At 61.1% G+C, this 24,278-nt stretch carries 16 protein-coding genes and 2 tRNA genes; 9 read left to right on the forward strand and 9 right to left on the reverse strand.

The features are described from left to right. Nucleotides 1-11 precede the first annotated feature (11 nt). The 3 genes from O9Z63_RS02130 to O9Z63_RS02140 form a co-directional block, all read right to left on the reverse strand. Nucleotides 12-1,580: an acyl-CoA carboxylase subunit beta gene (locus tag O9Z63_RS02130; protein ID WP_270127626.1), complete on the reverse strand. Its 1,569-nt coding sequence runs from the start codon at nt 1,578-1,580 to the stop codon at nt 12-14. A gap of 177 nt (nt 1,581-1,757) precedes the next feature. After that, the gene (locus tag O9Z63_RS02135) at nt 1,758-4,379 is read right to left on the reverse strand and encodes an ATP-dependent Clp protease ATP-binding subunit (RefSeq protein WP_044013734.1); all 2,622 of its coding nucleotides are present in this window, start codon (nt 4,377-4,379) and stop codon (nt 1,758-1,760) included. Between the two features lie 121 nt (nt 4,380-4,500). After that, on the reverse strand, nt 4,501-5,139 hold the full coding sequence (locus O9Z63_RS02140; RefSeq protein ID WP_270127627.1) for a WbqC family protein: 639 nt from the start codon (nt 5,137-5,139) through the stop codon (nt 4,501-4,503). Between the two features lie 297 nt (nt 5,140-5,436). Between O9Z63_RS02140 and O9Z63_RS02145 the strand changes: the two genes are divergently transcribed. Both O9Z63_RS02145 and O9Z63_RS02150 read left to right on the forward strand, forming a co-directional pair. After that, nucleotides 5,437-6,312: a hypothetical protein gene (locus O9Z63_RS02145; RefSeq protein WP_270127628.1), complete on the forward strand. Its 876-nt coding sequence runs from the start codon at nt 5,437-5,439 to the stop codon at nt 6,310-6,312. A gap of 9 nt (nt 6,313-6,321) precedes the next feature. Continuing rightward, the gene (locus O9Z63_RS02150) at nt 6,322-7,206 is read left to right on the forward strand and encodes a lysophospholipid acyltransferase family protein (RefSeq protein WP_270127629.1); all 885 of its coding nucleotides are present in this window, start codon (nt 6,322-6,324) and stop codon (nt 7,204-7,206) included. A gap of 175 nt (nt 7,207-7,381) precedes the next feature. Here O9Z63_RS02150 and O9Z63_RS02155 read toward each other — a convergent pair whose 3' ends face one another. After that, on the reverse strand, nt 7,382-8,014 hold the full coding sequence (locus O9Z63_RS02155; protein WP_270127630.1) for an L-threonylcarbamoyladenylate synthase: 633 nt from the start codon (nt 8,012-8,014) through the stop codon (nt 7,382-7,384). 261 nt (nt 8,015-8,275) lie between these two features. Continuing rightward, on the reverse strand, nt 8,276-10,099 hold the full coding sequence (locus tag O9Z63_RS02160; RefSeq protein WP_270127631.1) for a T9SS type A sorting domain-containing protein: 1,824 nt from the start codon (nt 10,097-10,099) through the stop codon (nt 8,276-8,278). 221 nt (nt 10,100-10,320) lie between these two features. Between O9Z63_RS02160 and mltG the strand changes: the two genes are divergently transcribed. The 5 genes from mltG (at nt 10,321) to O9Z63_RS02185 (ending at nt 13,496) form a co-directional block, all read left to right on the forward strand. Continuing rightward, nucleotides 10,321-11,391 carry an endolytic transglycosylase MltG gene (mltG, locus tag O9Z63_RS02165; protein WP_270127632.1) on the forward strand — a complete coding sequence of 357 codons (1,071 nt, stop codon included), beginning with the start codon at nt 10,321-10,323 and terminating at the stop codon, nt 11,389-11,391. 103 nt (nt 11,392-11,494) lie between these two features. Further along, nucleotides 11,495-11,983 (forward strand): acyl-CoA thioesterase, encoded by a 489-nt coding sequence (locus tag O9Z63_RS02170; protein ID WP_270127633.1) that lies wholly within the window; start codon nt 11,495-11,497, stop codon nt 11,981-11,983. Nucleotides 11,984-12,121: 138 nt separating this feature from the next. Further along, complete coding sequence (locus O9Z63_RS02175; protein ID WP_270127634.1) at nt 12,122-13,114, forward strand: YihY/virulence factor BrkB family protein; 993 nt, start codon at nt 12,122-12,124, stop codon at nt 13,112-13,114. A gap of 133 nt (nt 13,115-13,247) precedes the next feature. Continuing rightward, nucleotides 13,248-13,334, forward strand: a tRNA-Ser gene (locus tag O9Z63_RS02180). Between the two features lie 77 nt (nt 13,335-13,411). Then, nucleotides 13,412-13,496 (forward strand) — tRNA-Ser (locus O9Z63_RS02185). Between the two features lie 136 nt (nt 13,497-13,632). Here the strand turns inward: O9Z63_RS02185 and O9Z63_RS02190 are convergent. Then, a complete protein-coding gene (locus O9Z63_RS02190) occupies nt 13,633-13,788 on the reverse strand; it encodes a hypothetical protein (protein ID WP_270127635.1) in 156 nt (51 codons plus the stop codon). Between the two features lie 421 nt (nt 13,789-14,209). Between O9Z63_RS02190 and O9Z63_RS02195 the strand changes: the two genes are divergently transcribed. Both O9Z63_RS02195 and O9Z63_RS02200 read left to right on the forward strand, forming a co-directional pair. Then, complete coding sequence (locus O9Z63_RS02195; protein ID WP_270127636.1) at nt 14,210-17,569, forward strand: fibronectin type III domain-containing protein; 3,360 nt, start codon at nt 14,210-14,212, stop codon at nt 17,567-17,569. 218 nt (nt 17,570-17,787) lie between these two features. Beyond that, nucleotides 17,788-19,056 carry a zinc dependent phospholipase C family protein gene (locus tag O9Z63_RS02200; protein WP_270127637.1) on the forward strand — a complete coding sequence of 423 codons (1,269 nt, stop codon included), beginning with the start codon at nt 17,788-17,790 and terminating at the stop codon, nt 19,054-19,056. Nucleotides 19,057-19,260: 204 nt separating this feature from the next. Here the strand turns inward: O9Z63_RS02200 and O9Z63_RS02205 are convergent, their stop codons facing one another. The 3 genes from O9Z63_RS02205 to O9Z63_RS02215 form a co-directional block, all read right to left on the reverse strand. Further along, a complete protein-coding gene (locus O9Z63_RS02205; RefSeq protein WP_270127638.1) occupies nt 19,261-19,449 on the reverse strand; it encodes a hypothetical protein in 189 nt (62 codons plus the stop codon). Nucleotides 19,450-19,635: 186 nt separating this feature from the next. Further along, nucleotides 19,636-21,054: a TolC family protein gene (locus O9Z63_RS02210; RefSeq protein WP_270127639.1), complete on the reverse strand. Its 1,419-nt coding sequence runs from the start codon at nt 21,052-21,054 to the stop codon at nt 19,636-19,638. A 47-nt stretch (nt 21,055-21,101) separates the two neighbouring features. After that, nucleotides 21,102-24,191 carry an efflux RND transporter permease subunit gene (locus O9Z63_RS02215; RefSeq protein WP_270127640.1) on the reverse strand — a complete coding sequence of 1,030 codons (3,090 nt, stop codon included), beginning with the start codon at nt 24,189-24,191 and terminating at the stop codon, nt 21,102-21,104. Nucleotides 24,192-24,278: the final 87 nt, after the last annotated feature.

Genomic DNA, 24,278 nt, shown 5'->3' on the forward strand with positions numbered 1-24,278 from the left:
GGCCAAGCAGCCTACAGCGGAATGTTGCCGTGCTTTTTGCGGGGCAGCGTGTCCACTTTGTTTTCCAGCATCTTGAAGGCGCGGATCAGCTTCTGGCGCGTCTGGGAGGGCAGAATTACCTCGTCCACGAAGCCGCGGTGGGCGGCGCGGTAAGGTGTGGCGAACTTCTGCTGGTACTCGTCTACCTTCTCCTGCAGCTTGGCCTCTGGGTCTTCGGCGGCGGCAATTTCGCGCTTGAAGATGATTTCGGCGGCCCCCTTCGCGCCCATTACCGCAATTTCAGCGGTAGGCCAAGCGTAGTTCATGTCGGCCCCAATGTGCTTGCTGTTCATCACGTCGTAGGCCCCGCCGTAGGCTTTGCGGGTGATGACGGTGATGCGCGGCACGGTGGCTTCGCAGAAGGCGTAGAGCAGCTTGGCCCCGTTGGTGATGATGCCGCGCCACTCCTGGTCGGTGCCGGGCAGGAAGCCGGGCACGTCTTCCAGCACTAGCAGCGGAATGTTGAACGAGTCGCAGAACCGCACGAAGCGGGCGGCCTTGGTGCTGGCGTTGATGTCGAGCACGCCGGCCAGCACGGCCGGCTGGTTGCCCACGATACCGATGCTGCGGCCTCCCAGGCGGGCAAAGCCCACCACGATGTTCTCGGCGAAGTTCTGGTGCACCTCCAGGAAGGAGCCGGCGTCGATGATGCCGTCAATTACCTCCCGGATGTCGTAGGGCTGGTTGGGGTTGTCGGGGATGATGGTGTCGAGAGCGGGGCGGCTTTCGTCCTGGCCAGCCTCATAGGGCACCATGGGGGCGGTTTCCTCGCAGTTCTGAGGCATGTAGCTCAGCAACTGCTTGAGGTGGGTGATGCAGGCCACCTCGTTGGCGCACGAGAAGTGCGTCACACCGCTTTTGGCCGAGTGGGTGCTGGCCCCGCCCAACTCCTCGCTGGTCACGTTTTCGTGGGTTACGGTTTTTACCACGTTGGGTCCGGTCACAAACATGTAGCTCGTGTCCTCCACCATCAGGATGAAGTCAGTGATGGCCGGCGAGTATACCGCGCCGCCCGCGCACGGCCCCATAATGGCCGACAGCTGCGGCACCACGCCCGAGGCCAAAGTGTTCTTGTAGAAGATATCGGCGTAACCGCCCAGGCTCACCACGCCTTCCTGAATCCGGGCCCCGCCCGAGTCGTTGAGGCCGATAACAGGGGCCCCATTCTTCATGGCTAGGTCCATGATCTTCACGATTTTCTCGGCGTGGGTTTCGCTCAGCGAGCCGCCAAACACCGTGAAATCCTGCGAAAACGCGTACACCAGTCGGCCGTTCACGGTGCCGTAACCGGTCACCACACCGTCGCCGAGGTAATACTCTTTGTCCAGACCGAAGTCTTTGGAGCGGTGCATCACAAACTTGCCGATTTCCTCGAACGAGCCCTCGTCGAACAGCAGGTCGATCCGCTCGCGGGCGGTGAGCTTGCCTTTTTTGTGCTGGGCATCGATGCGGGCCTGGCCGCCGCCGAGCAGGGCCTCTTCGTTTTTACGGGCTAGAATTTCGGTTTTGCTCAGTTGGGCTTCAGCGTGCGGATCGGACATGCGGGGTGGGAAAGTCTGGGTTTGCTACGTAAGGACAGTGTGCCAAAGGTAACGCACAAGGCAGGAAAAGCCGCACCAGAATTTGGCGGCGTTCGGCAGCTAGATTAGGAGCGTGCATCACGTAAAAACGGCCGGCTCCTTTGCAGGAACCGGCCGTTTCTTACTTTCTATTAACGATTACTCGCCTTTCTTCTTGTTGTCCGTCGGCTCGTCGTCCGATGGCTCGGGCGCTTCCTCCGGCCGCTCGTCGCTGGCCAGATTCATCGATTCGCCGCTTTTGCTTACCGCAAACACCAGCTCCTCGGCGCCGGCCGTGTAGTCGGCCGTGATGACGTCGCCCTGGGCAATTTCGGCCTTCAGGATTTCCTCCGCAATCGGGTCTTCGATATACTTCTGGATGGCCCGGTTGAGCGGCCGTGCGCCGTATTTGGGGTCGTAGCCTTTCTCGGCCACGAAATCCTTGGCGGCTTCGGTCAGCTCCACTTTGTAGCCCAGCGTCTGGATTCGGCTCAGCAGCTTGCTGAGGCTGATATCGATGATTTTATGGATGTCTTTCTTCTCCAGCGAGTTGAAGACAATCACATCGTCCAAACGGTTGAGGAACTCAGGCGAGAAGGTTTTGCGCAAGGCGTTGGTGATGGTGCCCTTCGTCAACTCGTCCATGTTCTCGTTGCGAGCCTTGGTGCCGAAGCCGATGCCAGCGCCGAAGTCCTGCAGATCACGCGCCCCGATGTTCGAGGTCATGATGATGATGGTGTTGCGGAAGTCCACCTTGCGACCGAGGCCGTCGGTCAGGATGCCGTCGTCCAGCACCTGCAGAAGCAGGTTGTACACGTCGGGGTGAGCCTTCTCGATTTCGTCGAGCAGAATCACCGAGTACGGCTTGCGGCGGATTTTCTCCGTCAGCTGACCGCCCTCTTCGTAGCCTACGTAGCCGGGAGGCGCGCCAACCAGGCGCGATACGCTGAATTTCTCCATGTACTCCGACATGTCGATCCGCACCAGCGAATCTTCCTTGTCGAAGAGGTAGGTAGCTAGCACTTTGGCCAGCTCGGTCTTACCTACGCCGGTTGGGCCCAGGAACACGAACGAGCCGATGGGCTTCTTGGGATCTTTCAGACCAACGCGGGTGCGCTGGATAGCTTTCACCAGCTGCTTGATGGCCTTGTCCTGCCCGATTACCTTGCCCTGCAGCTCTTCGCCCATTTTCAGGAGCTTGGAGCTTTCGTTCTGCGCCACGCGCGAAACGGGGATGCCGGTCATCATGGCAATTACTTCGGCCACGTTTTCCTCTTTCACGGTGTAGCGCTTCTTCTTGGTCTCCTCTTCCCAGTCCTTTTTGGCCTGGTCGAGCTGATCAATCAGTTTCTTCTCCGTGTCGCGCAGCTTGGCAGCCTCTTCGTACTTCTGGCTTTTCACCACGCGGTTTTTCTCCACCTTGATGTTCTCAATCTGCTCTTCGAGCTTGAGAATATCTTCGGGCACCACGATGTTGTTGATGTGCACGCGGGCACCGGCCTCGTCGAGAATGTCGATGGCCTTGTCGGGCAGGAACCGGTCGGACATGTAGCGGTCCGACAGCTTCACGCAAGCCTCAATGGCCTTGTCGGTATACACTACGTGGTGGTGGTCCTGGTACTTATCCTTAATGTTGTGCAGGATTTCAATTGTCTCCTCGGGCGTGGTCGGATCGACCATTACCATCTGGAAACGACGGGCCAGGGCACCATCCTTCTCAATGTACTGGCGGTACTCGTCGAGCGTAGTCGCGCCAATGCATTGGATTTCGCCGCGGGCCAGAGCCGGCTTGAACATGTTGGAGGCGTCCAGCGAGCCGGAGGCACCGCCAGCGCCCACAATCGTGTGCAGCTCGTCAATGAACAGAATCACGTCGGGCGACTTTTCCAGCTCGTTCATCACAGCTTTCATACGCTCCTCGAACTGGCCGCGGTACTTGGTGCCCGCCACCAGCGACGCCAGATCCAGCGTAACCACGCGCTTGCCAAACAGCACGCGCGACACCTTCTTCTGGATGATGCGCAGGGCGAGGCCTTCGGCAATAGCCGTTTTACCAACGCCAGGCTCACCAATCAGAATCGGGTTGTTCTTTTTGCGGCGGCTCAGGATCTGAGCTACGCGCTCAATCTCTTTTTCGCGGCCCACAATGGGGTCGAGCTTGTCGTCCTCGGCCAGTTTGGTCAGGTCGCGCCCGAAGTTGTCGAGCACGGGCGTACGCGACTTCTCGGTGCCTTTCTTGGGCGTGGCGCCAGCCCCGGCACCGCCGCGGCCTGCCCCGCCGCCAAAGAGGCGGTCGTTGTCGTCGTCATCGGCCTCGGGGCCGTTGGTGGGGTTGTTCGCCGTGTTACCGTGGTAATCCAGCGAATCGCGGACAGATTCGTAGTTCACGTTGAATTTGCTGAGGATTTGGGACGAAATGTTGTCTTCATCGCGCAGAATCGACAGCAGCAGATGCTCCGTACCGATAATCTCGCTCTTGAAGATTTTGGCTTCGAGGTAGGTGATCTTGAGGACTTTCTCGGTCTGTTTCGTCAGCGGGATGGAGCCGGTGATGCTCGTGCCCTGGGTGGCCGTGTTGCGGGTGGCTTGCTCAAGGGCATATTTCAGCTCGTCTACCGACACGCCCAATTTCTTGAGCAGTCCGATAGCCGTGCCTTCCCCTTCGCGAATCATTCCCAGCAACAGGTGTTCGGTGCCGATATAGTCGTGCCCGAGCCGGATGGCCTCTTCCCGGCTCAGGGAGATGACCTCCTTGACTCGATTTGAGAATTTAGCTTCCATGCAGATAAGGTAGTGAAGAAAAATGGTACCCTGCAACCGGGCGTTGGGCCTCAGTACAGGTTGGGCCGATATAATCTGAAACAGATTGACTCGGGCGAAGGTTCGGGGGCGGCAGTAGGCACTACGCGAGAAAACTGCCGGCGGCCGGGCCCTGCATAAACAGCAGGTCTAAGATGCTGAGCCCCGGTACAAAATCTTTACCAAACGTCTGGGGGTAGGGCCGGCCCGACGTCCTGTCAGGTTCGGGGCTGGTCTGGGCCTTTGGTGTCAGGTGGTCGCGGCAGTCGAGCAGGTCGGGTGGGAGGAGCGAGGGGTCAGCGGCAGCAGGCAGGTAGGTGGTGGTGAGGTGCAGCGGCACGCGCAGGCGCAGGCAGCGGAGGTAGAAACGCAGAAACTGCAGGTTCAGATCAAACAAAAGCGCGGGCTTTTGCTGGTAGATGTCGTGCAGGTAGTCGGCGTAATATTCGAAGTACGGCGAGCCCCCGTACGCGGTTTGCAGCGTGCGCCAGTGCCGGTGAATCCAGTTCTGCCGATAATCGATTTCCAGCGCGGAAATGGCTACTTTCTCGCTGCGGTTTCCGTCTACGACGGGCACGGTGAGGGGTTGCTGGCCCTGCGCCGTCAGGATCAGGCAGCGGTTGCGGTAGGTTTGCTTGCGGTAGTGCTCGTGGGCTTCCAGCCACAGGGCATCGGCCCCCAGCAGCTGGCTGAAAAAGGCAATTGGCGGGTGGTAGGGCAGTTCGGATAAGACGGCAGGCATGAGCGGCGACGGGAAGCGGAAAGAAACAATAAGCCCCCAACATAGCACGCCGGCCGCGGATAATGCGGCCCGCCGCTGAAGAAATACCGAAATTATACCGGCAAAAAGGCAGTAAGAAGGCAGTCGAAGGCCAGCCGCCGCGGCCAGTATCCGGACGGCGCGTCCAGAAAAGGGACGGTGCCGCGTCGAAATGGGTCTGAATACAGCCTGATTTCGGCTGGTTGGAGGAAACCGGCAGTGGCACCGGGTTTGTTGCGTTGTACCCTGGTTTCCTGTTTACAGTTTTGTCAATCTGGCATGATGCGCTATTTCTCCCTGCTACTTCTCCTGCTGACTTCCTTATTCGCCGAGGCGGCAACTCCACCCATGCTGCAGCTGGATGTGGCGCGTTTTCGCAACGAAGATGTAGCCCTGAAGGGAGCGGTAGTGGAAATATATGCCACCGTTTCGGGCAAAAGCCTGCGCTACATGCGCCGGGCGCCGAAAATGTATCAGGCGGCGGCCGCCCTCACGCTGGAAGTAATCCGGCCCGATGGGCAGGCAGTGTACCAGGAAACTGTAGTGCTCAAGCCGCCGGTACTCAGCGATACTACGGCCGTTATCAAAAACCCGCTGAGCTTTCAGAAGCGCCTGCTGCTGCCCGAAGGCACCTACACCTTGCGGGCGCTGGTGCGCGACCAATACCAGGCCGGCAAGCAAAGCCTAGTGGAGCAGCCGCTGGTGCTGGCTGCCATCGGCCCGAAGCCGCAGCTCAGCGACCTGGTGCTGCTGGCCCGCGCCCCCGCCCGCGGAGCCGAGGCCAGCAATTTCAGCCGCAGTGGCTACACCCTCACGCGGGCCCCGGGCGGCTTTTATGCCCGCGGAGCTGAGCGGCTCTGGCTGTATGCCGAGCTCTACAACGTAGCGGCCGACCAGCCGCTGGTGCTGCGCTACCGGCTGCGGGCCGCCGCTGCCAAAACTGATGCGCTGGCCATCACCGGCGCGGTACGCGGCCAGGCCGGCCGGCCAGCGCCGGTGCTGGGCGAGCTGGACCTGAGCAAGCTGCCCAGTGGCGACTACACGCTGACCGTGGAAGTTCGCACGGCTAAAAACCAGCTGCTTACCGCCCAATCGGTGGCCGTGCACCGCGACGCGGCCGACTACGCGCCGGCCGGAGCCGGTCCGGGCCATTAACTTTGGGGCATGCCCAAGCCCTATCCCTGGTATTACCGCCCGCTGAACTGGCTGTTGCGCGGCCTTGCTTTTCTGCCGCTGCCGGTTCTTTACGTGCTGGCCGACGGCATCTATCTGCTGCTGACCTATGTGGTGCGCTACCGGCGCAACGTGGTTCTGACCAACCTACGCAACTCTTTTCCGGAAAAGCCGGAAGCGGAAATCCAGCGCATCGCTAAAGAGTTTTACCGGCACTTTGCGGAAGTGATGGTGGAAACGTTGAAGCTGGCGGTGATGCCCGCCGCGGAATTAAAGAAGCGGGTGTGGTTCAGCAACCCCGAGGTGCTGGAGCGCCACTTCGCGCAGGGCCGCACCGTGCTGGGGCTGTCGTCGCACGCGGGCAATTGGGAGTGGGTGCTGACTTCAGGTGCCTTATGGCTGTCGGCGCACGCCGATGGGGTGTACAAGCCGCTGAGCAATCCGTTTTTTGAGAGTTTCCTGCACCAGCTGCGCACCCGCACCGGGGCCGGCCTGATTCCGATGCGCGACACGCTGCGCGACATGGTGCAGCGCCGCGGCGAAACCCGCGTGGTGAGCCTGCTCTCCGACCAGGCCGCCGGCCCCGAAGACCGGCCCTACTGGACCGAGTTCATGCACCAGGATTCTGGCTTCTACACCAGCGCCGACCGGCTGGCGGCCCGCTTCCATTGCCCGGTGGTGTACGTGAGCATCCGGCGCCTGCGCCGCGGTTACTACCAGATCATCCTCACGGAGCTATACGACGGCGACGCGCCGCTGCCCGCCAACGACTTCCCCATCACCGAAGCCTTCGTGCGGCAGCTGGAGCGGGATATTCAGGATTTTCCCGCTGACTACCTTTGGACGCACCGCCGCTGGAAGCATAAGCGCCCTTAGCTGTCATTGCGAGCAGCGCGAAGCAATCCTTCCTCTCGAAGACGAAAACCTCGATTTACAGACAAGCCCTCCGGCAGTAGGCTAGTAACCTAATGCCGGAGGGCTTTCTGCTTTAGGATCGTGCCTGCCACAAGAAGAAGGATTGCTTCGCGCTGCTCGCAATGACAGCCAGCTATTACAGATACTGCTCGATGTCGCCGGCACCCTGGCGGACCAGTTCGAAGTCGTCGTTGGTGCAGTCGATGATGGTGCTGGGGACGTTGTTGCCGAAGCCGCCGTCGATGACGAGGTCTACCAGGGAGCGGTATTTCTCGAAGATCAGGTCGGGGTCGGTTACGTACTCGTCAAGCGTGTTTTCGTCTTCGCGCACCGAGGTGCTCATGATGGGGTTGCCCAGCTCGCGCACCAGCTGAATGATGATCTGGTTGTCGGGCACGCGGATGCCGACGGTTTTGCGCTGCTTGCCGCCCTGGCGCGGCACCTTAGAGCTAGCCTCAAAGATGAATGTGAACGGCCCGGGCAGGGCGCGCTTGATCACCTTATAAATGGGCGTGGTGATGCCGTGGGCGTAGTCGCTGATGTGCGACAGGTCGGCGCAGATAAAGCTCAGCATGGCCTTCTCCGGGTTCAGGCCCTTGATGCGGCACAGCTTGTCAACGGCCTTCGCATTATGAATATCGCACCCAATGCCATACACCGTGTCCGTCGGATAAATAATAATACCCCCACGGCGTAGTACATCTACTACCTGCTGGATACGGTTCTGGGGCGGATTTTCGGGATGAATGCGGAGCAGCGTAGCGGCCATAGCAGGACAAGAAATGAAGTGAGAAGACGGCCGACACAACCGAAGTGGCGTCGAAGCGGGCAAGGTAGCCCTTGTAACAGAGAACTGCCAGCCTGTTCGTGGTTTTTGCACCGCGGGTTACACGTGGGACAGTATTAAACTGCCCCGCCCCGCCGGCAAAGCCCGGCAAATGGCTTAGCTCCGGCGCTATAGCCGGTACAAAAAAAGGCTCCGGCAGTATGCCGGAGCCTTTTCTGCGGGTGGCGCTGGGGCCACTGCCGCTTATTGCTTCACGAAGCGGCGGGTAGCCGAGCCTTCCGAAGTGGTGAGGCGCACGCCGTATACGCCGGCGGGCAGCGCTGCCACGTTCAGCGGCGTCAGGTCGGTGGCGGCCGTGGTGCGGCTTACTACCTGGCCGAGCGAGTTCAGGATTTCCACCTGTGCGCCACGGGCGCCGGCTACACGCAGCGTGAGCTGGCTGGTAGCAGGGTTAGGGTACAAAGCCAGGCTCTTGGCGAAGGCAGGCTCAGCAACACCCTGCACGAACACCAGGTCGGCGTAGCGGCGGGGTACGATCTGGTAGCCAGCATCGAAAGGCGAGGTGTTGTCGAACTGCCCACCGATGCCGGTGAGGCGGAACGGACCCGTAGGCGCGGGCTTGCCGGCGAAGTCGGAGTTGGCGGGGATGCGCATCTGGTACATCAGGCCGCCGGCCGTCATCACGTCTACGTTGTAGGCCGTGGCGGCGCCGGTCCACTGGGCGGGCGTCATCAGGGTTACGGCCGTGGCAAGGGTAATCAGCTCCGACTCCTCGTTTTCGGTGAGGGCGGCGGCTACCGAGCGGGGAGCATACGTGCGGCGGGCGCGGCCCAGCGGCGTAATGCCGGTCATGGTAATCTGGCTCAGGCCGTTGAACTGGCCCAGCGTGCCGGTCACCTGCACCGAGTCGCCTTCGGCCAGCACGTTGGTGCCGATGGCGGCCGAGGCGAACAGGCCGATACCGCCCGTGTTATCAATCAGGGTGAACTGGTAGCCAGCCGTGCGCTGGTTTACGCCATACACCGTGCCGCGAGCCGAAACCGTCTGCGTGGCCTGGGTAGGCACACCGTTGGCGTCATTCACGGTCAGGGCCGCTACCGTCGAAACAATAGGGCCAGTAGGCGTGTCGTTGTCCGTGATGGTGATGGTGTAGCTGTCAGCCGACACCGTAGCCGAGCCGGCGGGTAGCGCGTTTTGCAGCTTCAGAATGATGGTTTCGCTGGATTCAGCCACGGCATCGTCCACGATGGTGAGCGTAGCGTTCTGGGCCGCTGTGCTGTTTGCCGGGAACGTGAGGGTTTGGGTGGTATAGGTATAGTCGGAGGGGGAAGTGGCCGTGCCAGCAGGGGTAGCCAGTACGACATCCACCGTAATGGCCTGCGTGCTGGCGGCGCTCAGGCGCACCGGTATCTGCACGGTACCGGCGTTTTCAACCACAGTGGCAGTAGCTGCGCCAAACACCACGGTTGGGGTAGCAGTGCCGCCAGTGGCGCTGACCAGACCGTAAGTGCGCACGTTATCTACACGCCACGAGCCGGCAATGGCTTCCGAGTTGTAGCCATAAATCCGGAACTCCACGGCCCCCGTGCGGGCGGCGAAGGCGGCGGGCAGCACAATCTTCTTGTTGGTGCGCGTGTTGCTGTCGTCGGGCACGTTCACCGTAATCAGGTCAGTCGCGAAATTGTCGACGCTGGAGCGTACCGACCAGTCGCGAATGCCGGTGCCGGAGCGGCGCTCATCCAGCACCAGGCTGTCGAGGCGCACCTGAAAGCCGGAGGCAGGCTGTACCGTGAAAGCAAAGTAATCGGTGGCATCCAGGGCAGCTACCGACCAGCCGGTGGCCGAAAACGAACCAGCGCCTGGGGAAGGCGTGAGACCTGCCCCGCGGCTCATGGGGCTAAACGAAGCATTGCTCGGCTGGGTATCGGCCGGAAGCGTAGCTTCGTCGCCGGCAGCGTTGTTGAAGCTATAGGTAGCCAGCTGTGCCTGGGCAGCCGTAGTGCCGAACAGGCCCAGCGCGGCCAGAAGGGCCAGCCGCTGCCACCGCGAAGAGTAGGAGTGTTGCATAATGAACTAAGAGGGTGAAGGAGGACTGGTTGAAAGCGTAAGCGGAAGATAAGGACACAAACCCGAACCACGCGTGGATTCCGATTCTGCCCAAACCCGCAGAAGCTCCGGCACTGCCGGATTCCGCGTACTTTTGAACCGTAAAGCTACTCCAAACGGTTTCTTCCGCCAATCTGCCGGCCGGAAGTTCACAATCCGGTAATCTGACCACCTTCCTTCCGATGGCCAAACCCCGCATCGACTACAAAGCCAAGGCCCTGAAACGCCGCAACCGGTTCGCCTACATCACCGGTATTTCGGGCCTGATTCTGATTACGTTTTCCTACTATTTCTACCAGGTTTTCTTTACCCCGAACGTAGAAACCAAAACGCCCACCTACGTGCTGGTGCGCCGCGGCGAAACGGCCAAAGCGGTGCTGGACTCCATCGAGGCCACCGGCGTTATCGTGGATAAGCTCAGCCTGCGCTTCGTGGCCAAGGTGATGAAATACGAAAAGCTGGTGAAGCCCGGCCGCTACGAGCTCAAAGATGGCTACACCAACCGCGAGCTGATCAACGCGCTGCGCACCGGCCGCCAGTCGCCGCTCAAGCTCACGTTCCAGAACATCCGCCTGCGCCAGGATCTGGCCCAGAAGCTCAATACTGCCATTGATGCCCGCCCCGGCCAGTTCGACAGCCTGCTCAGCAGCCCCGGCTACACCAAAAGCCTGGGTTTCGACACCACGAGCATCATGACCATGTTCATCCCGAACACCTACGAGCTGTACTGGAACTCCACGCCTGACAACCTCATGCAGCGCATGAAAAAGGAGTACGAGAAGTTCTGGACTCCTGCCCGCGACGCCAAGCGCAAAAAGCTCAACCTAAGCCGCGCCGAAGTCAGCACCCTGGCCAGCATCGTGGAGGCCGAGCAGCAGCAGCACGCCGATGAGCGGCCGCGCGTGGCCGGCGTGTACCTCAATCGCTTGCGCCGTGGCATGAAGCTCCAGGCCGACCCCACGGTGGTGTACGCCAACCAGGATTTCACCATCAAGCGGGTGCTCAACGTGCACCTCACCAAAGATTCGCCCTACAACACATACAAGTACGCCGGCCTGCCGCCCGGCCCCATCAACCTGCCCAGCATTGCCAGCATTGATGCCGTGCTGAACCCCGAAAGCCACGACTACCTGTACTTCTGCGCCAAGGAAGACTTCAGCGGCTACCACGCCTTTGCTCGCAATGAGCAGGAGCACCTCGTAAACGCCCGCCGCTACCAAGCTGCCCTCACGCGGAGCGGAATTATGAAGTAGCGCTTCCATGGTTAGATGGCTGCATTGTTGAATTGTTGGTCGTGCTGACGGATCGTTTAACAGTCATCCATTTAACACTGCAGCCATTTAATCATTCAACCCAATGTATTCTTCCGACACCCAGATCCGCGTGCGGTACGCCGAAACCGACCAGATGGGCTACGTGTACCACGGCAACTACGCGGCCTACTTCGAGGTGTGCCGCACCGAAGCCTTCCGGCAGCTGGGCATCAGCTACAAAGACCTGGAAGCTGAAGGCGTGGGCATGCCGGTAGGCGAAATCCGCACCCGATTCCGCCGCCCCGCTCGCTACGACGACTTGCTCACAGTCCGCCTGCTGCTCAAGCAGCCCGCCGAAGGCTCGCGGGTGCTGTTCGAATACGAAATCTACAATGAGGCCCGGGAGCTTCTTACCGAAGGCCACACCCTGATGGTGTTCGTGAACATGAGCACCGGCCGCCCCGTGCCCATCCCGCCGCACATCCAGCAGAAGCTGTCCGGATACTTTACCGACGACGAAGCCGGCAGCCCGCTCACGCCGCCCAAAGCCCCCAGCGACGCGCCGGCCCCGGCCGCGTTTCTGAAGAAGTAGGCACGTCATTCCGAGCCGCGCGAGGAATCTCGCGTGCTGATGTTGTAGTGGTATTGATTGCTACACTGGCGAGATTCCTCGCGCGGCTCGGAATGACGTGCTTAGGCATGACGTTCTGTTATTCCTCATTCACTGCACATGCGCCTGCCCACCCGCCGCTACCATTTGCCCGATGTACGCCGCCGCCGGTCGTACCGCAAGGCTATTGTGTTTCTGAAGCGGCTGCGCTTTGCTGGCGGCCGGGCCTCGGTGTATGATGTGGTGGACCGGCTGATGCAGGAAATCCGGCTGGATGGCATTGCCAAGCGCGCCTCTTACATGGCGTTCAACTTCACCATTGCCATCTTTCCCACCATCATCTTCCTGTTCACGCTCATTCCGTACATCCGCATCCCGAACCTGAACCTGTACATTCTGGAGTTTCTGGCCGACCTGATTCCGGGCGAGATGTATCGGGCTATTTCGGGCACCATCGAGGACATCGTGAACATTCCGCACGGTGGCTTGCTGTCGTTTGGTTTTGCCACGGCACTGGTGCTCAGCTCCAACGGCATCATGGCCCTGCTCGACGCCTTCGAGAAGAAGTATCCCTCGTTCAAGAAGCGCACCTACGTGCGCAAGCGGGTCATTGCCACGCTGCTGACGGTGGTGCTGTCGTCGGTGCTGCTGGTGTCGGTGGTGGGTATCTTCTTCGGTACCTATATCATTGATGCGCTGGTGTTTCACGAAATCGTGCCCGAGCAGTACACCGCTGAGCTGATTACGGTCATCAAGTACGGCTCGGTAGTGGGGCTGTTCCTGCTCACCACCTGCCTCGTGTACTACTACGTGCCGCCCGTGCACGACAAGTGGCCGTTTCTGTCGGCCGGGGCCATTGTGGCCACGCTGCTCATCTTCCTGGTGTCGTTTCTGTTCATCCTCTACGTGAAGATTTTCGACAGCTACAACCACTTCTACGGCTCGGTGGGCACGCTCGTGGGCTTCATGGTGTGGCTGGATTTCGTGTGCATGACCCTGATTCTGGGTTTCGAAATCAACGTCAGCATCGACGCCGTGACCGGGCGGCTGCGCAACAACGCCGCCGGCCTGCGCCTGATGAACCGTTTGCGCAATCAGGAGGCGAAAATTTAATCCCTGATTATCAGCTACAAGCCCTCAGGCGGAGAGCGGCGGCGGATTTTTTAGAAAAAATAAGTGGCCAAAAGTTGTGATGGGCAGGATGCGCTGCTACTTTTGTCGTCCCAAACCACTCAGTTTGGACCCTAGAGAGGTGGCAGAGTGGTCGAATGCGACGGATTCGAAATCCGTTATACCTGCAAGGGTATCGGGGGTTCGAATCCCCCCCTCTCTACAAGAGTACCTGAGTACGCTAAGCAATTGAGCAGGTCACCGGCCTGCTCAATTATTTAACTACCAATTTTTTTTTTTAGAGGAGTGGCAGAGTGGTCGATTGCGGCGGTCTTGAAAACCGTTGAGGGTTAAACCTCCGGGGGTTCGAATCCCTCCTCCTCTGCGTAGTAAACAGCAAAATCCCTCTGGCAGCCGCCAGGGGGATTTTTGTTTTCAGGCGTTTCCAAGCCGGTGAGCCGGCTTGCAACAGGCCACCGCTACATAACCGCTAGCTGCCGCACCAGTGGCGGAATAGCCGCTTACCAGCCGTAGCGCCACGCGTGGTAGAGCACAAAGCCGACCAGCAACGCCAGCAGGGCAGAGGCCAGTAGGGTTTCCCGGCGGATTCTGGGCCGCGAAGAACGCCGGCTGGTTCGTTGGCGGCGGGAGTGTCTGATAACGGCATCCTTTTCCATAGCAGGTGGCTAGCAAGTTGAACATCAGGGCTAAACCAGATACGTAGCAAGTGCCTCCCGCAGATTTAGGGTCGCCAGCCGTTGCCCGGGAAAATGGAGGCAGCGGTGGCAGCGAATAGCAGGGCCAAGCGTGGAAAGAAGGGGTGACGTAACCGGATAAGAGGTGCTGACTAGAGGGGTAGTGGCTCTGGACAGGCCTGTATGAGGAGCGGGGGAGAGGCGGGAAAATGCGTCAGCGGCCATATGACTGGCAATCAGAGCGGCAGCCAGTGGCGGCAATTGTAGGAAAATGAGAGTATTGATTTGGATTGCTGCCATCTGACCTTATCTTACCTCCGCTTTATGTGCTGCAATTGCCACGCAAACAGCACTATGAGTTCAATCCGGCTTATCGTTTCTCTTTCACTTTTCAGGTTACTCCATGCAAAAACCTCTACCCATTATTCGCCGTGCACGCCGTAGCTGGCGCCAGCTTGTAGTAGCGGCCGGGAGTCTGGCGTTGTTGGCGCTGAGCCCGGGGCAGGCCCGCGCCCAGGCCGATGCCTACCAGTTTGCGGCCACTACGGGCACATATGCGCCGTTGCCGGGCACGGCCCCCTCCGCTACGGCCGTGCAGGCCGACGATGCTATTTCCGATGCCCTGCCTATCGGATTCTCGTTTTCCTTCGATGGTATTCCGTATAGCAGTGTCTATGCCAGCTCCAACGGCTTTCTGTCGTTTAACAGCAGCGCCACCAGCAGCCTGACCAACAACCTGACCACCGGCAGCGGCGCCACTCAGCTGCCGCTGCTGGCGCCGCTCTGGGACGACCTGGGCGGTGAGCTGCCCAACAGCGCAGCCCGCTACCAGACCAGCGGCTCGGCCCCCAACCGGGTATTCACGTTTGAGTGGCAGAACTGGTCGTGGAACTACAACGCTACGGCGGCCGTGGTATCGTTTCAGGTGAAGCTCTACGAGACATCCAACCGCGTTGAGTTTGTGTACCGGCCGGAAGGCGGCGCAGTAAACTCACCTTCGGCGTCTATTGGCATTGCGGGCACGGGTACGCCCGTGCCGTTTTTGTCGCTGAGCAGCACGGCGGCCTCGCCCACAGTCAGCTCGAGCACCGAAACCAACTCGCTCAGCACACTACCCGCGGCCGGCCAGATTTACGCGTTTACGCCGCCGCCAGCTACGGGCTGCCCCACGCCCCGCAACCTGGCCGTAACTAGCACCACCGCTACTTCGGCGCTGGTTACCTGGAGTGTAATCGGGGGCGGCGGCACGTTTTCCATCAACTACGGCCCCACCGGCTTCACGCCGGGCACCGGTGGCCAGACCATCACCAGTACCGGCACTTCGGTAACCATTCCGGGCTTGTCGCCCAGCACGAACTATCAGTTCTACGTTACGCAGCTCTGCTCCGGCAGTACGTCCACCCGCTCCAACGTAGGCACATTCCGCACCGAGTGCGTGACGCCGAACTATGCTGTCCTTCCCTTCAATGAAACGTTTGAAGGCACGTGGCTGGACCGTTGCGCCACGCGCGACGTACCCGGCAACAACTGGCGCAACACGCCGCTAACGGGCAACAACTCCTGGCGGCGCGAAGACGACGGCGTGGCCGCCAACTGGGGCTCGCCCACCAGCTACGCCTACACGCCCACCGGCAGCCAAAGCAGCGCCCACTCGGCCCGTTTCCACAGCGGCAGCGCCAGCGTTGGCCTGATCGGGACGATGGACCTGTTTGCGAATCTGAGCGGCGCCGGCAGCAAACGCCTGAGCTTCGACTACATCAACACCACGGGCTCCGACTCGCTGACGGTGCAGATTTCCACGGATGGTGGCCTCACCTTTGGGCCGCAGCTGCTGCGCCTGGGCAGCGCCGCCGGTGGTTTCCGCAGCCAGAACCTGACGCTCACCAGCACGTCGGCCACCACGGTTATCCGCTTCCGCGCCCGCGCCGATTTCGGCTCCACTGATATCGGCCTCGATAACGTGCGGCTGGAATCGTTCAGCAACTGCCTGAGCCCGCTCGGGCTGGCCGTTACCTCTGTCACGGCCACCACGGCTACGGTGTCGTGGGCCAGCGCCGGCACGGGCACCTACACCGTTTTCTACGGACCTACGGGCTTCACGCCGGGTGGTGCCGGCAGCCAAACCCTCAGCGGTATTACGGGCACTTCGGCCACCATCCCGGGCCTCACGGCCAGCACCGAGTACCAGTTCTACGTGCGGCAGGATTGCGGGGGCTCTACCTCGGCCAATGGCGGTCCGGTGGCTTTCCGCACTGACTGCGTGACGCCGAACTACGCCACGCTGCCGTTCAGCGAGACATTTGAAGGCACGTGGCTGGACCGTTGCGCCACGCGCGACGTGCCCAGCAACAACTGGCGCAACACGCCGCTAACGGGCAACAACTCCTGGCGGCGCGAAGACGACGGCGTGGCCGCCAACTGGGGCTCGCCCACCAGCTACGCCTACACGCCTACCGGCAGCCAAAGCAGCGCCCATTCGGCCCGTTTCCACAGCGGCAGCGCCAGCTCGGGCCTGATAGGTACCATGGATCTGTACGTGAACCTAAGCGGTGCCGGCAGCCGGGAGCTGGCGTTCGACTACATCAACACCACGGGCTCCGACTCACTGACGGTGCAGATTTCCACGGATGGCGGCGCCACGTTTGGGCCGCAGCTACTGCGCCTGGGCAGCGCCACGGGCGGCTTCCGGGGCCAGACGCTGGCCCTCACCAGCACGTCGGCCACCACGGTTATCCGCTTCCGCGCCCGCGCCGACTTTGGTACCACCGACATCGGCCTCGATAACGTCACCATTTCGTCGTGCCCCCGGGTAAGCAACGTGGCCGTGAGCAACATCACGGGCACCACGGCCACGGTTACCTTCACGCCCGTAGCGGGCTCCGGCGGCTACACGGTGGTAGCCACGCCAACCACCGGCCCGGCCGTGACGGTATCGGGCAGCAACTCGCCCATCCAGCTGACGGGCCTGCAGGGCCTGATGCAGTACACGGTAGGCGTGGTGAGCAGCTGCGGTACCGGCCAGTCGTCGGCTCCCGTAACGGCCACCTTCACGACGCTGCTGCCACCGGTATCCAACGACGAGCCCTGCACCGCCACGGTATTGCCCGCCAACGGCACGGCCCTGACGACGTCCAACCTGGGGGCTACGGCCTCTGCGGCCAACGGCTATTCTAACCCCGGCTGCGCCCCCGCCGCCAACCCTAAGGATGTGTGGTTCTCGTTTGTGGCTCCCGGCAACGGGCCACGTTCTTTGGTTGTGACGGGCGCACCGGCCGGGCAGGTACGCCTGTTCTCGGCAACGTCCTGCAACGGGCCGTTTACGCAGTTGGCCTGCCGGGCCAGCACGGGTTCCGGCACGGCCGCCGGTTCGCTGGCGCTGCCTGCTCTCACGCCGGGTACCACGTACTACGTGTCGGTTTCGGGTTACGGCTCCAGCGATGCGCAGGGCGCCTTCACCATTGCGCTGGCTTCTACCCTGAGCACGGGCATGGGCCAGCTGCCGAGCGGTGAGGTGAGCGTGTTCCCGACGCCCCACCAGGGCGGCCCGCTGACGCTGCGCCTGCGCGGCGTAGAAGCCGGCGTGTCGGCGGTGCGGGTGGAACTGCTGAACGCCCTCGGCCAGCAGGTGATGAACCAGGAACTGGCCGTTCGGGGCGGGGCCCTGGAGCAGGCACTGCCGGTGCAGAACTTGGCCAAAGGCTTCTACACGATGCGGGTACAGGTTGGCAAGCACACCGTAACCCGGAAAGTAGTGCTGGAATAGTGCGTGCACCAGCAGGGCTGTAACGACGCCCACGCTGCAAAAAAAGAAGGCCAGGCACATGCATGGCCTTCTTTTTTTGCCTGTGAAACCATACCGCCGCGCTAGGGAGCTGCGGTGGGCAAGCGCCACAGTACAACCCCGGCCCGCACGGCGCGTAGATGCAATGCTTTCCGATCCAGGGTGCTGTGCCCGGCCTTGGTTTAGCATCTGTGTTTCCTATGCTAAAATGGCTACTTGGGATGCTGGCTTTGCTGCTGCTGTCTCCCTCTTCCGCATCTGCCTACTCGGTGCTTACCCACCAGGCCAACATCGACTCTTCCTGGACCCGCTGTCTGATGCCTATGCTGCAGAAGCGCTACCCGGGCGCCACCGAGGAGCAGCTTATCGAGGCCAAAGGCTACGCCTACGGTGGCTCCATCATCCAGGATATGGGCTTTTACCCGTTCGGCTCCGAGCTATTCACCAACATGACGCACTATGTGCGCAGCGGTGATTTTGTGCGCAACCTCCTAGACGAAGCCCACGGGCGCAACGAATACGCGTTTGCCCTGGGGGCGCTGGCGCACTACTCAGCCGATGTGATAGGCCACCCCGAAGGCACCAACAAGGCCATGGCGTCGGTGTATCCGGACTTGCGACAGAAATTTGGGACCGAAATCACCTACGAGGAAGCTCCGGTGCAGCACACGCAGCTGGAGTTTGCCTTCGATGTGGTGCAGCTGGCCGCCGGCCGCTACCGCACCGCCGACTACCAGCGCTACATCGGGTTTCAGGTGAGCAAGCCGGTGCTGGAGCGGGCGTTCCGCAAAACCTACGGGCTGGAGCTGGGCAAGGTGATTTTCAACGTCGATCTGGCCATCAGCTCGTTCCGGTTTGCGGTGCGCAGCCTGATTCCGATTGCCAGCCGGGCGGCGTGGCAGTCGCAGAAAAAGGAAATCCGACGCCTCAGCCCGCGGGCCCGTCGGCGCGAGTACGTGTACGACCAGAGTGAGCACGCCTACCGCCAGCAATATGGCACCGACTACCAGAAGCCTGGCACCGGGGCTCGGGTGCTGTCGTATTTCGTGCGGGTGCTGCCCAAAATCGGCCCCTTGAAGCCTTTTGCGTTCAAGCTGCCGACACCGGAAGCGCAGGAACTGTTCAAGGCCAGCTTCCGGCAGGTGATGACCAGCTACTGCCGCCACGTGGAAGCCGAGCCGTACGACACAGTTACGGTTTCGCGGCAAGTGCTGCCCAACACCGACTTCGACACCGGCCGCCCGACGGCGGTGGGCGAATACGAGCTGACCGATGAAGCCTATGGCGAGTGGGTACGCAAGCTGGCCGATAACAAGTTCGACGGCCTGACGGCGCCGGTGCAGCAAAACATCCTCACCTTCTTTGGCCCCAACCCCAAGGAGCCTATCGACGAAGACGAAAAAGAGGCCGGCACCCGCGCTAAAACCATGGAAGCCCTAGCGCAGCTGAAAGCGCAGGACGTAAAGTAGTACCCGCCGAAACCAGCCAAGCTTATACTAGAGCGGGGCGGGCTCCGGACCTATGTGGTCCGGGGCTCGCCCCGCTTTGTGTTGCGTTAGGTGTGGTTTAGTACTGATGCAGAGGCAGTGAGTGGTTGAGTTTTATTCAACTATCTGGCTGATTTGCCTGCTTCTAGCGATTATTCAACCACTCAGTGGCTACAGTCTCACCGCTTAGGAATACTGGCGGTATGCTTTGTAGGTGCGGTATACCGGGCGGTGGATTTTGCCGGATTTCTGCTTGACGGTAGTGCGCAGAATGGGCAGCCGGAAAAAAGGCTGGGCTGCTGCCGTGAAGGCCGAGCATACGCTCATCGAGACGAAAACCAGGATCAGGGACAGGCGGCAAATAACGGTGAACATAGTGCAATAGGTGTGTGGGAGCGAGCTTCCGGCCAGGCCACCACTGCGGCAGCTCCAGCGAGGAAGTACACAAAACTACCGGCTGCACCCGCCCTAAAACGCCTATTTCGCTCGGCTATGCCGGCTGCCCCGCCAAACCGGGTTTTTCCCCGACGAATCCCAGGCTGTTCGTCGAACTATGCTGCACTATTGGCCTCCTTCCTGCACCAATCCGCTGCTGAGGCGGCGCAGCACAATCTCGGCCTGCTTGGCCTGGTAGCGAATGTCAAGCAGGCGCACTTCGGCGTCGAGCTGGGTGCGCTGGGCTTCGCGCAGGGCCAGCGGCACCAGCAAACCTAGGCGGTAGCGCTCTAGCGCAATAGCCACGTTTTCGCGGGCCAGCAAAATGTTGGCTTCTTCCAGCTCCAGCAGTTGCAGCCGGTTCTGGTACTGGGCAAAGGCCTGCTCGGCTTCTGTTTCCAGCTGTAGCTGCGTCTGGCCAAGCAGCAGGTTGCTCTGTTCCTCCCCGATGCGGGCATTCTGCTCCAAACGGTTGCGATTGAAGCCGTCGAAGATGGGAATAGTTGCCACTACACCGTAGTTGAGCCCATACGTGCGGCCCGTGTTGGTCACGAGCTGATTGCCGAAGAACGCCGCCCCGTTGATGTTGCGGTTGTAGCCGTAGCCAGTGGTCAGGCCAATTTGAGGGAAGCGGGAGGCGCGCACCAACTTCCGGTCGTAGGTAGCAATTTCGGTGTTGAGGCGGGCCTGTTGCAGGCGAGGGTTGTTCTGCTGCACGGCCTGCGCCACGCTTTCCCGGCTGAGGTCGGTAGCTACTACAATAGAGTCGGCGGGGCGGAAGTTGAGGCGCGGGGTGCGGCCCAGCAGGTTATTGAGGTTGATTTTGGCCGTCTGCAACGCTTCTTGCTGCTGGATCAGCAGCGAGCGGTCGGCATTGTAGTCTACGCGGGCCGTCAGTACTTCCACTTTGGCGCTCACGCCCACATCCACGCGGGCCTGCGTGAGGTCGATGCGCGCCTGCCCGATTTTCAGGGCTTCCTCGCTGGCCTTGATCTTGCCGGACTCGCGCACCACCACGTAGTAGGCATCGGTGATGGTGGCCACGGTTTCCTCGACGGTGGCGCGGGTGAGTTGGCGCTGGCTTTGCTCCAGCGACTTCAGCCGGTCGTAGGCGATAAACATGCCCAGCCCGTCGAAAATGGTCCAGGTGGCGGCCACGTTGGCGTTGAGCAGGTTGGACTGCGCGCCGTTCGCAATGCTGGCCTCGGGCCGCGCCGAAGATTCCTGCCGCACATTATTGCGGTTGAAGTTGCGGGTCAGGTTGCCGTTCACCACCGGCAGCTGCCCGGCGTTGCCGCGCGTCACGTTGTTTTCGGCAATGCGCTCATCCTGCCGCGAAACCCTGATGTTATAATTGTTCTCTAGGCCCAGTCGGATGGCCTCGGCCAACGTCAGGGGCGGGGCATCGGCCACGGTTTCCGGCTTTTCCGTCTGGGGCTTGCTCTGGGGCTTCGAGGCGGGCTCCCGGGTGGGCAATACCGGCTGTTGCGCCAGAATTGGCAGGGGCAAAGCCAGTAGGAGAGTGAAAAAGAAGGAACGGGGCATGAAATACATCAACTGAAAAGAAAATCGGAAGCCGGCACGGGCGGCAACTAGGCCGTTACGGCCTTCTTTTTGGCGGCCTCCTGCTTCTGGCTGTGTTTTTTGGCCGTGGCGAAGTAGGAGTACATCACCGGCACTACGTACAGCGTGAGGCCGGTGGCGAAGAACAGGCCGCCCACCACGCCAATGCCCATGGCCCGGCGGCTCAGGGCGCCGGCGCCGGTGGCAATGGCAATCGGCAGAATGCCCAGGATGGCGCACAGGCTGGTCATCAGGATGGGGCGGAAGCGGGCCGTGGCGCCTTCAATCAGGCCGGTCATGTAGTCTTTGCCGTTTTCCACTTGCTGGTTGGCAAACTCCACGATGAGGATACCATTTTTGGTCACGAGGCCCACCAACATGATGATGCCGATCTGCGAGAACAGGTTCAGGGTCTGGTTGAAGTACCACAAGCTGAGCAGCGCGCCCGACAACGCCAGCGGCACCGTCACCATGATGATGACCGGGTCGCGGAAGCTCTCAAACTGCGCGGCCAGCACCAGGTAAATCAGCACCAGCGCCAGCCCGAAGGCAAACACGAGGCTGCTGGAGCTTTCCTGGAAGTCGCGGGAGGCACCCGACAGCTCGGTGGAGAAGGTGTCGTCGAGGTTCTTTTCGGCGATGCCCTGCATGGCCGCAATACCATCGCCGAGGGTTTTGCCGGGCGCCAGCGAGGCCGAGAAGGTGGCCGAGTTGTAGCGGTTGAAGCGGTAGAGCTGGGGCGGGGTGCTGCTTTCCGTCAGGCGAATTACGTTGTCGAGCTGTACGAGCTGGCCGTCGGCGTTCTTCACCGACAGCAGGCGCACGTCCAGCGGCTGATTGCGGTCTTCGCGCGCCACCTGCCCGATAATCTGGTACTGCTTGCCTTCCCGGATAAAGTAGCCGAAGCGCTGCCCGCTCAAACCCGACTGCAGCGTCTGGCTGATGCTCTGCACCGATACGCCCAGGCTCTGCGCCTTTTCGCGGTCGATGTTCACGCGCAGCTCGGGCTTGTTGAACTTCAGGTTCACGTCCACGAACTGGAAAGTAGGGTCCTGGCGGGCGGCATCGAGGAACTTGGGCACCGCGGCCCGCAGCTTCTCGAAGTCCTGAGTCTGGATAACAAACTGCACCGGCAACCCGCCGCCCCCGCCGCCACCCCCGATGCTCTGGTCCTGCGACACAGAGGTACGGGCGGCAGTCAGCTTTTTCACACCAGCGCTGAGGCCGGCCGCCACCTGGTCCTGGGTGCGGGGGCGCTGGTCGGCGTCGAGCAGCAGCACGCGGGCCGTGCCCGAGTTGGAGCCGCCGCCGAAACCGGGCGACGTCACGGCAAATACGCTGCTCAGGCTGCTGCCGGCCGAGTCCATGGCCATCTTGGTAATCTGGTTCATGTAGGCATCCATGTACTCAAAAGATGCCCCTTCCGGCCCCGTCGCGTTGACGTTGACGCGGCTGCGGTCTTCCACCGGCGCCAGCTCCGACGGGATGGTTTTCATGAAAAACCAGATGCCCACGCCCGTGCCAAGTACCACCAGCCACGCCATCCAGCGGTTGCGCAAAAAGGTTTGCAGGCTGCTCTGGTAGCCCCCGATCATCTTCTGGAAGAAAGGCTCGGTTTTGCGGTAAAACCAGTTGTGCTTTTCCTGCCGCTTCAGCAGCACCGAGCACATCATGGGCGTGAGCGTGAGGCTCACAAACGCCGAAATCAGCACCGAGCCGGCCACCACAATCCCGAACTCGCGGAACAGGCGCCCGGTGATGCCGGTCAGGAATACCACCGGCAGAAACACCGCCGCCAGTACCACCGTGGTGCTGATTACGGCCATCAGAATCTCCTCGGAGCCCTTGATGGCGGCCGTTTTGGGGTCTTCGCCTTCCTCGATGCGCGAGTAGATGTTTTCCAGCACCACAATGGCGTCATCCACCACCAAGCCGATGGCCAGCACCACGGCCAGCAGCGTCAGCACGTTGATGGAGAAGTCGAGCAGGTACATCACGAAGAAGATACCTACCAGCGACACCGGAATAGCCACCACCGGAATGAGGGTGGAGCGCCAGTCGCGTAGAAACAGGAAGATGATAATTACCACCAGCACAAAGGCCTCGATGATGGTGTGCTCTACCTCGTTAATGGATTTGCGGATGAACACCGAGTTATCGAAGCCCGGCTTGAGCACCAGGTCTTCCGGCAGATCCTTGCCGTAGAGCTCGATACGCTTGTTGAACTCGTCGGCAATGTCAATCTGGTTGGAACCGGGCTGCGGAATCACGGCCAGGCCCACCATCGGCACGCCGTTTACTTTGAAGATGGTCTGGTCGTTTTCGGGGTACAGCTCGGCGTAGCCGATATCCGACAGCCGCACCAGCGACGAGGCATCTTTGCGGATAATCAGGTTGTTGAAGTCCTCCACCGACGTCAGGCGGCCCATGGTGCGCAGCGTGAGCTGGGTGTTCTGGCCCTGCACCGAGCCGCTGGGCAGCTCCACGTTTTCGCGAGTGAGGGCGGCCTGCACGTCCACGGGGCTCACGCCCAGCGCCGACAGCTTCACCGGATCCATCCAGAGGCGCATGGAGTACTTCCGCTCACCGTACACCCGCACCTCCGACACGCCCGGAATCGTCTGCAGGCGTTCTTTCAGGGCGTTGTTGGCGTAGTCGGTCAGTTCCAGCAGGGTGCGCTTGCTGGAGCTGAGGTAGGTCATCACAATCGGCTGCGAGTCGGCGTTGGCCTTGCTCACAATGGGCGGGTCGATGTCGCGCGGGAGGCGGCCCTGCGCGCCCGACACCTTGTCGCGCACGTCGTTGGCGGCGGTTTCCAGGTCGGCGTCGAGGTCAAACTCCACCGTAATCTGGGTGCGGCCGTCGCGGGAGTTAGAGGTCAGGTTCTTGATGCCCGCAATGCCGTTGAGGGCTTCCTCGAGCGGCTCGGTCACCTGGCCCTGCATCACGTCGGCGGAGGCGCCGGTGTAGCTGGCCGACACGGTAATGATGGGCGGGTCGACACTGGGGTATTCCCGGATGCTGAGGTAGCGAAACCCAATCACGCCGAAAATCACGATGACGAGGCTCATCACGATGGCGAGGACCGGGCGGTTGATGCTGGTTGAAGATAAGCTCATATCGTTGTTTCTCGCAGTGTTTCGCGGTGTTGGCGCAGTGTTTCGCAGTGTTCATGCGTCAGCACACTGCGAAACACTGCGAGAAAA

This window comes from Hymenobacter yonginensis, from assembly GCF_027625995.1.
GTDB classification, from domain to species: Bacteria; Bacteroidota; Bacteroidia; order Cytophagales; family Hymenobacteraceae; genus Hymenobacter; species Hymenobacter yonginensis.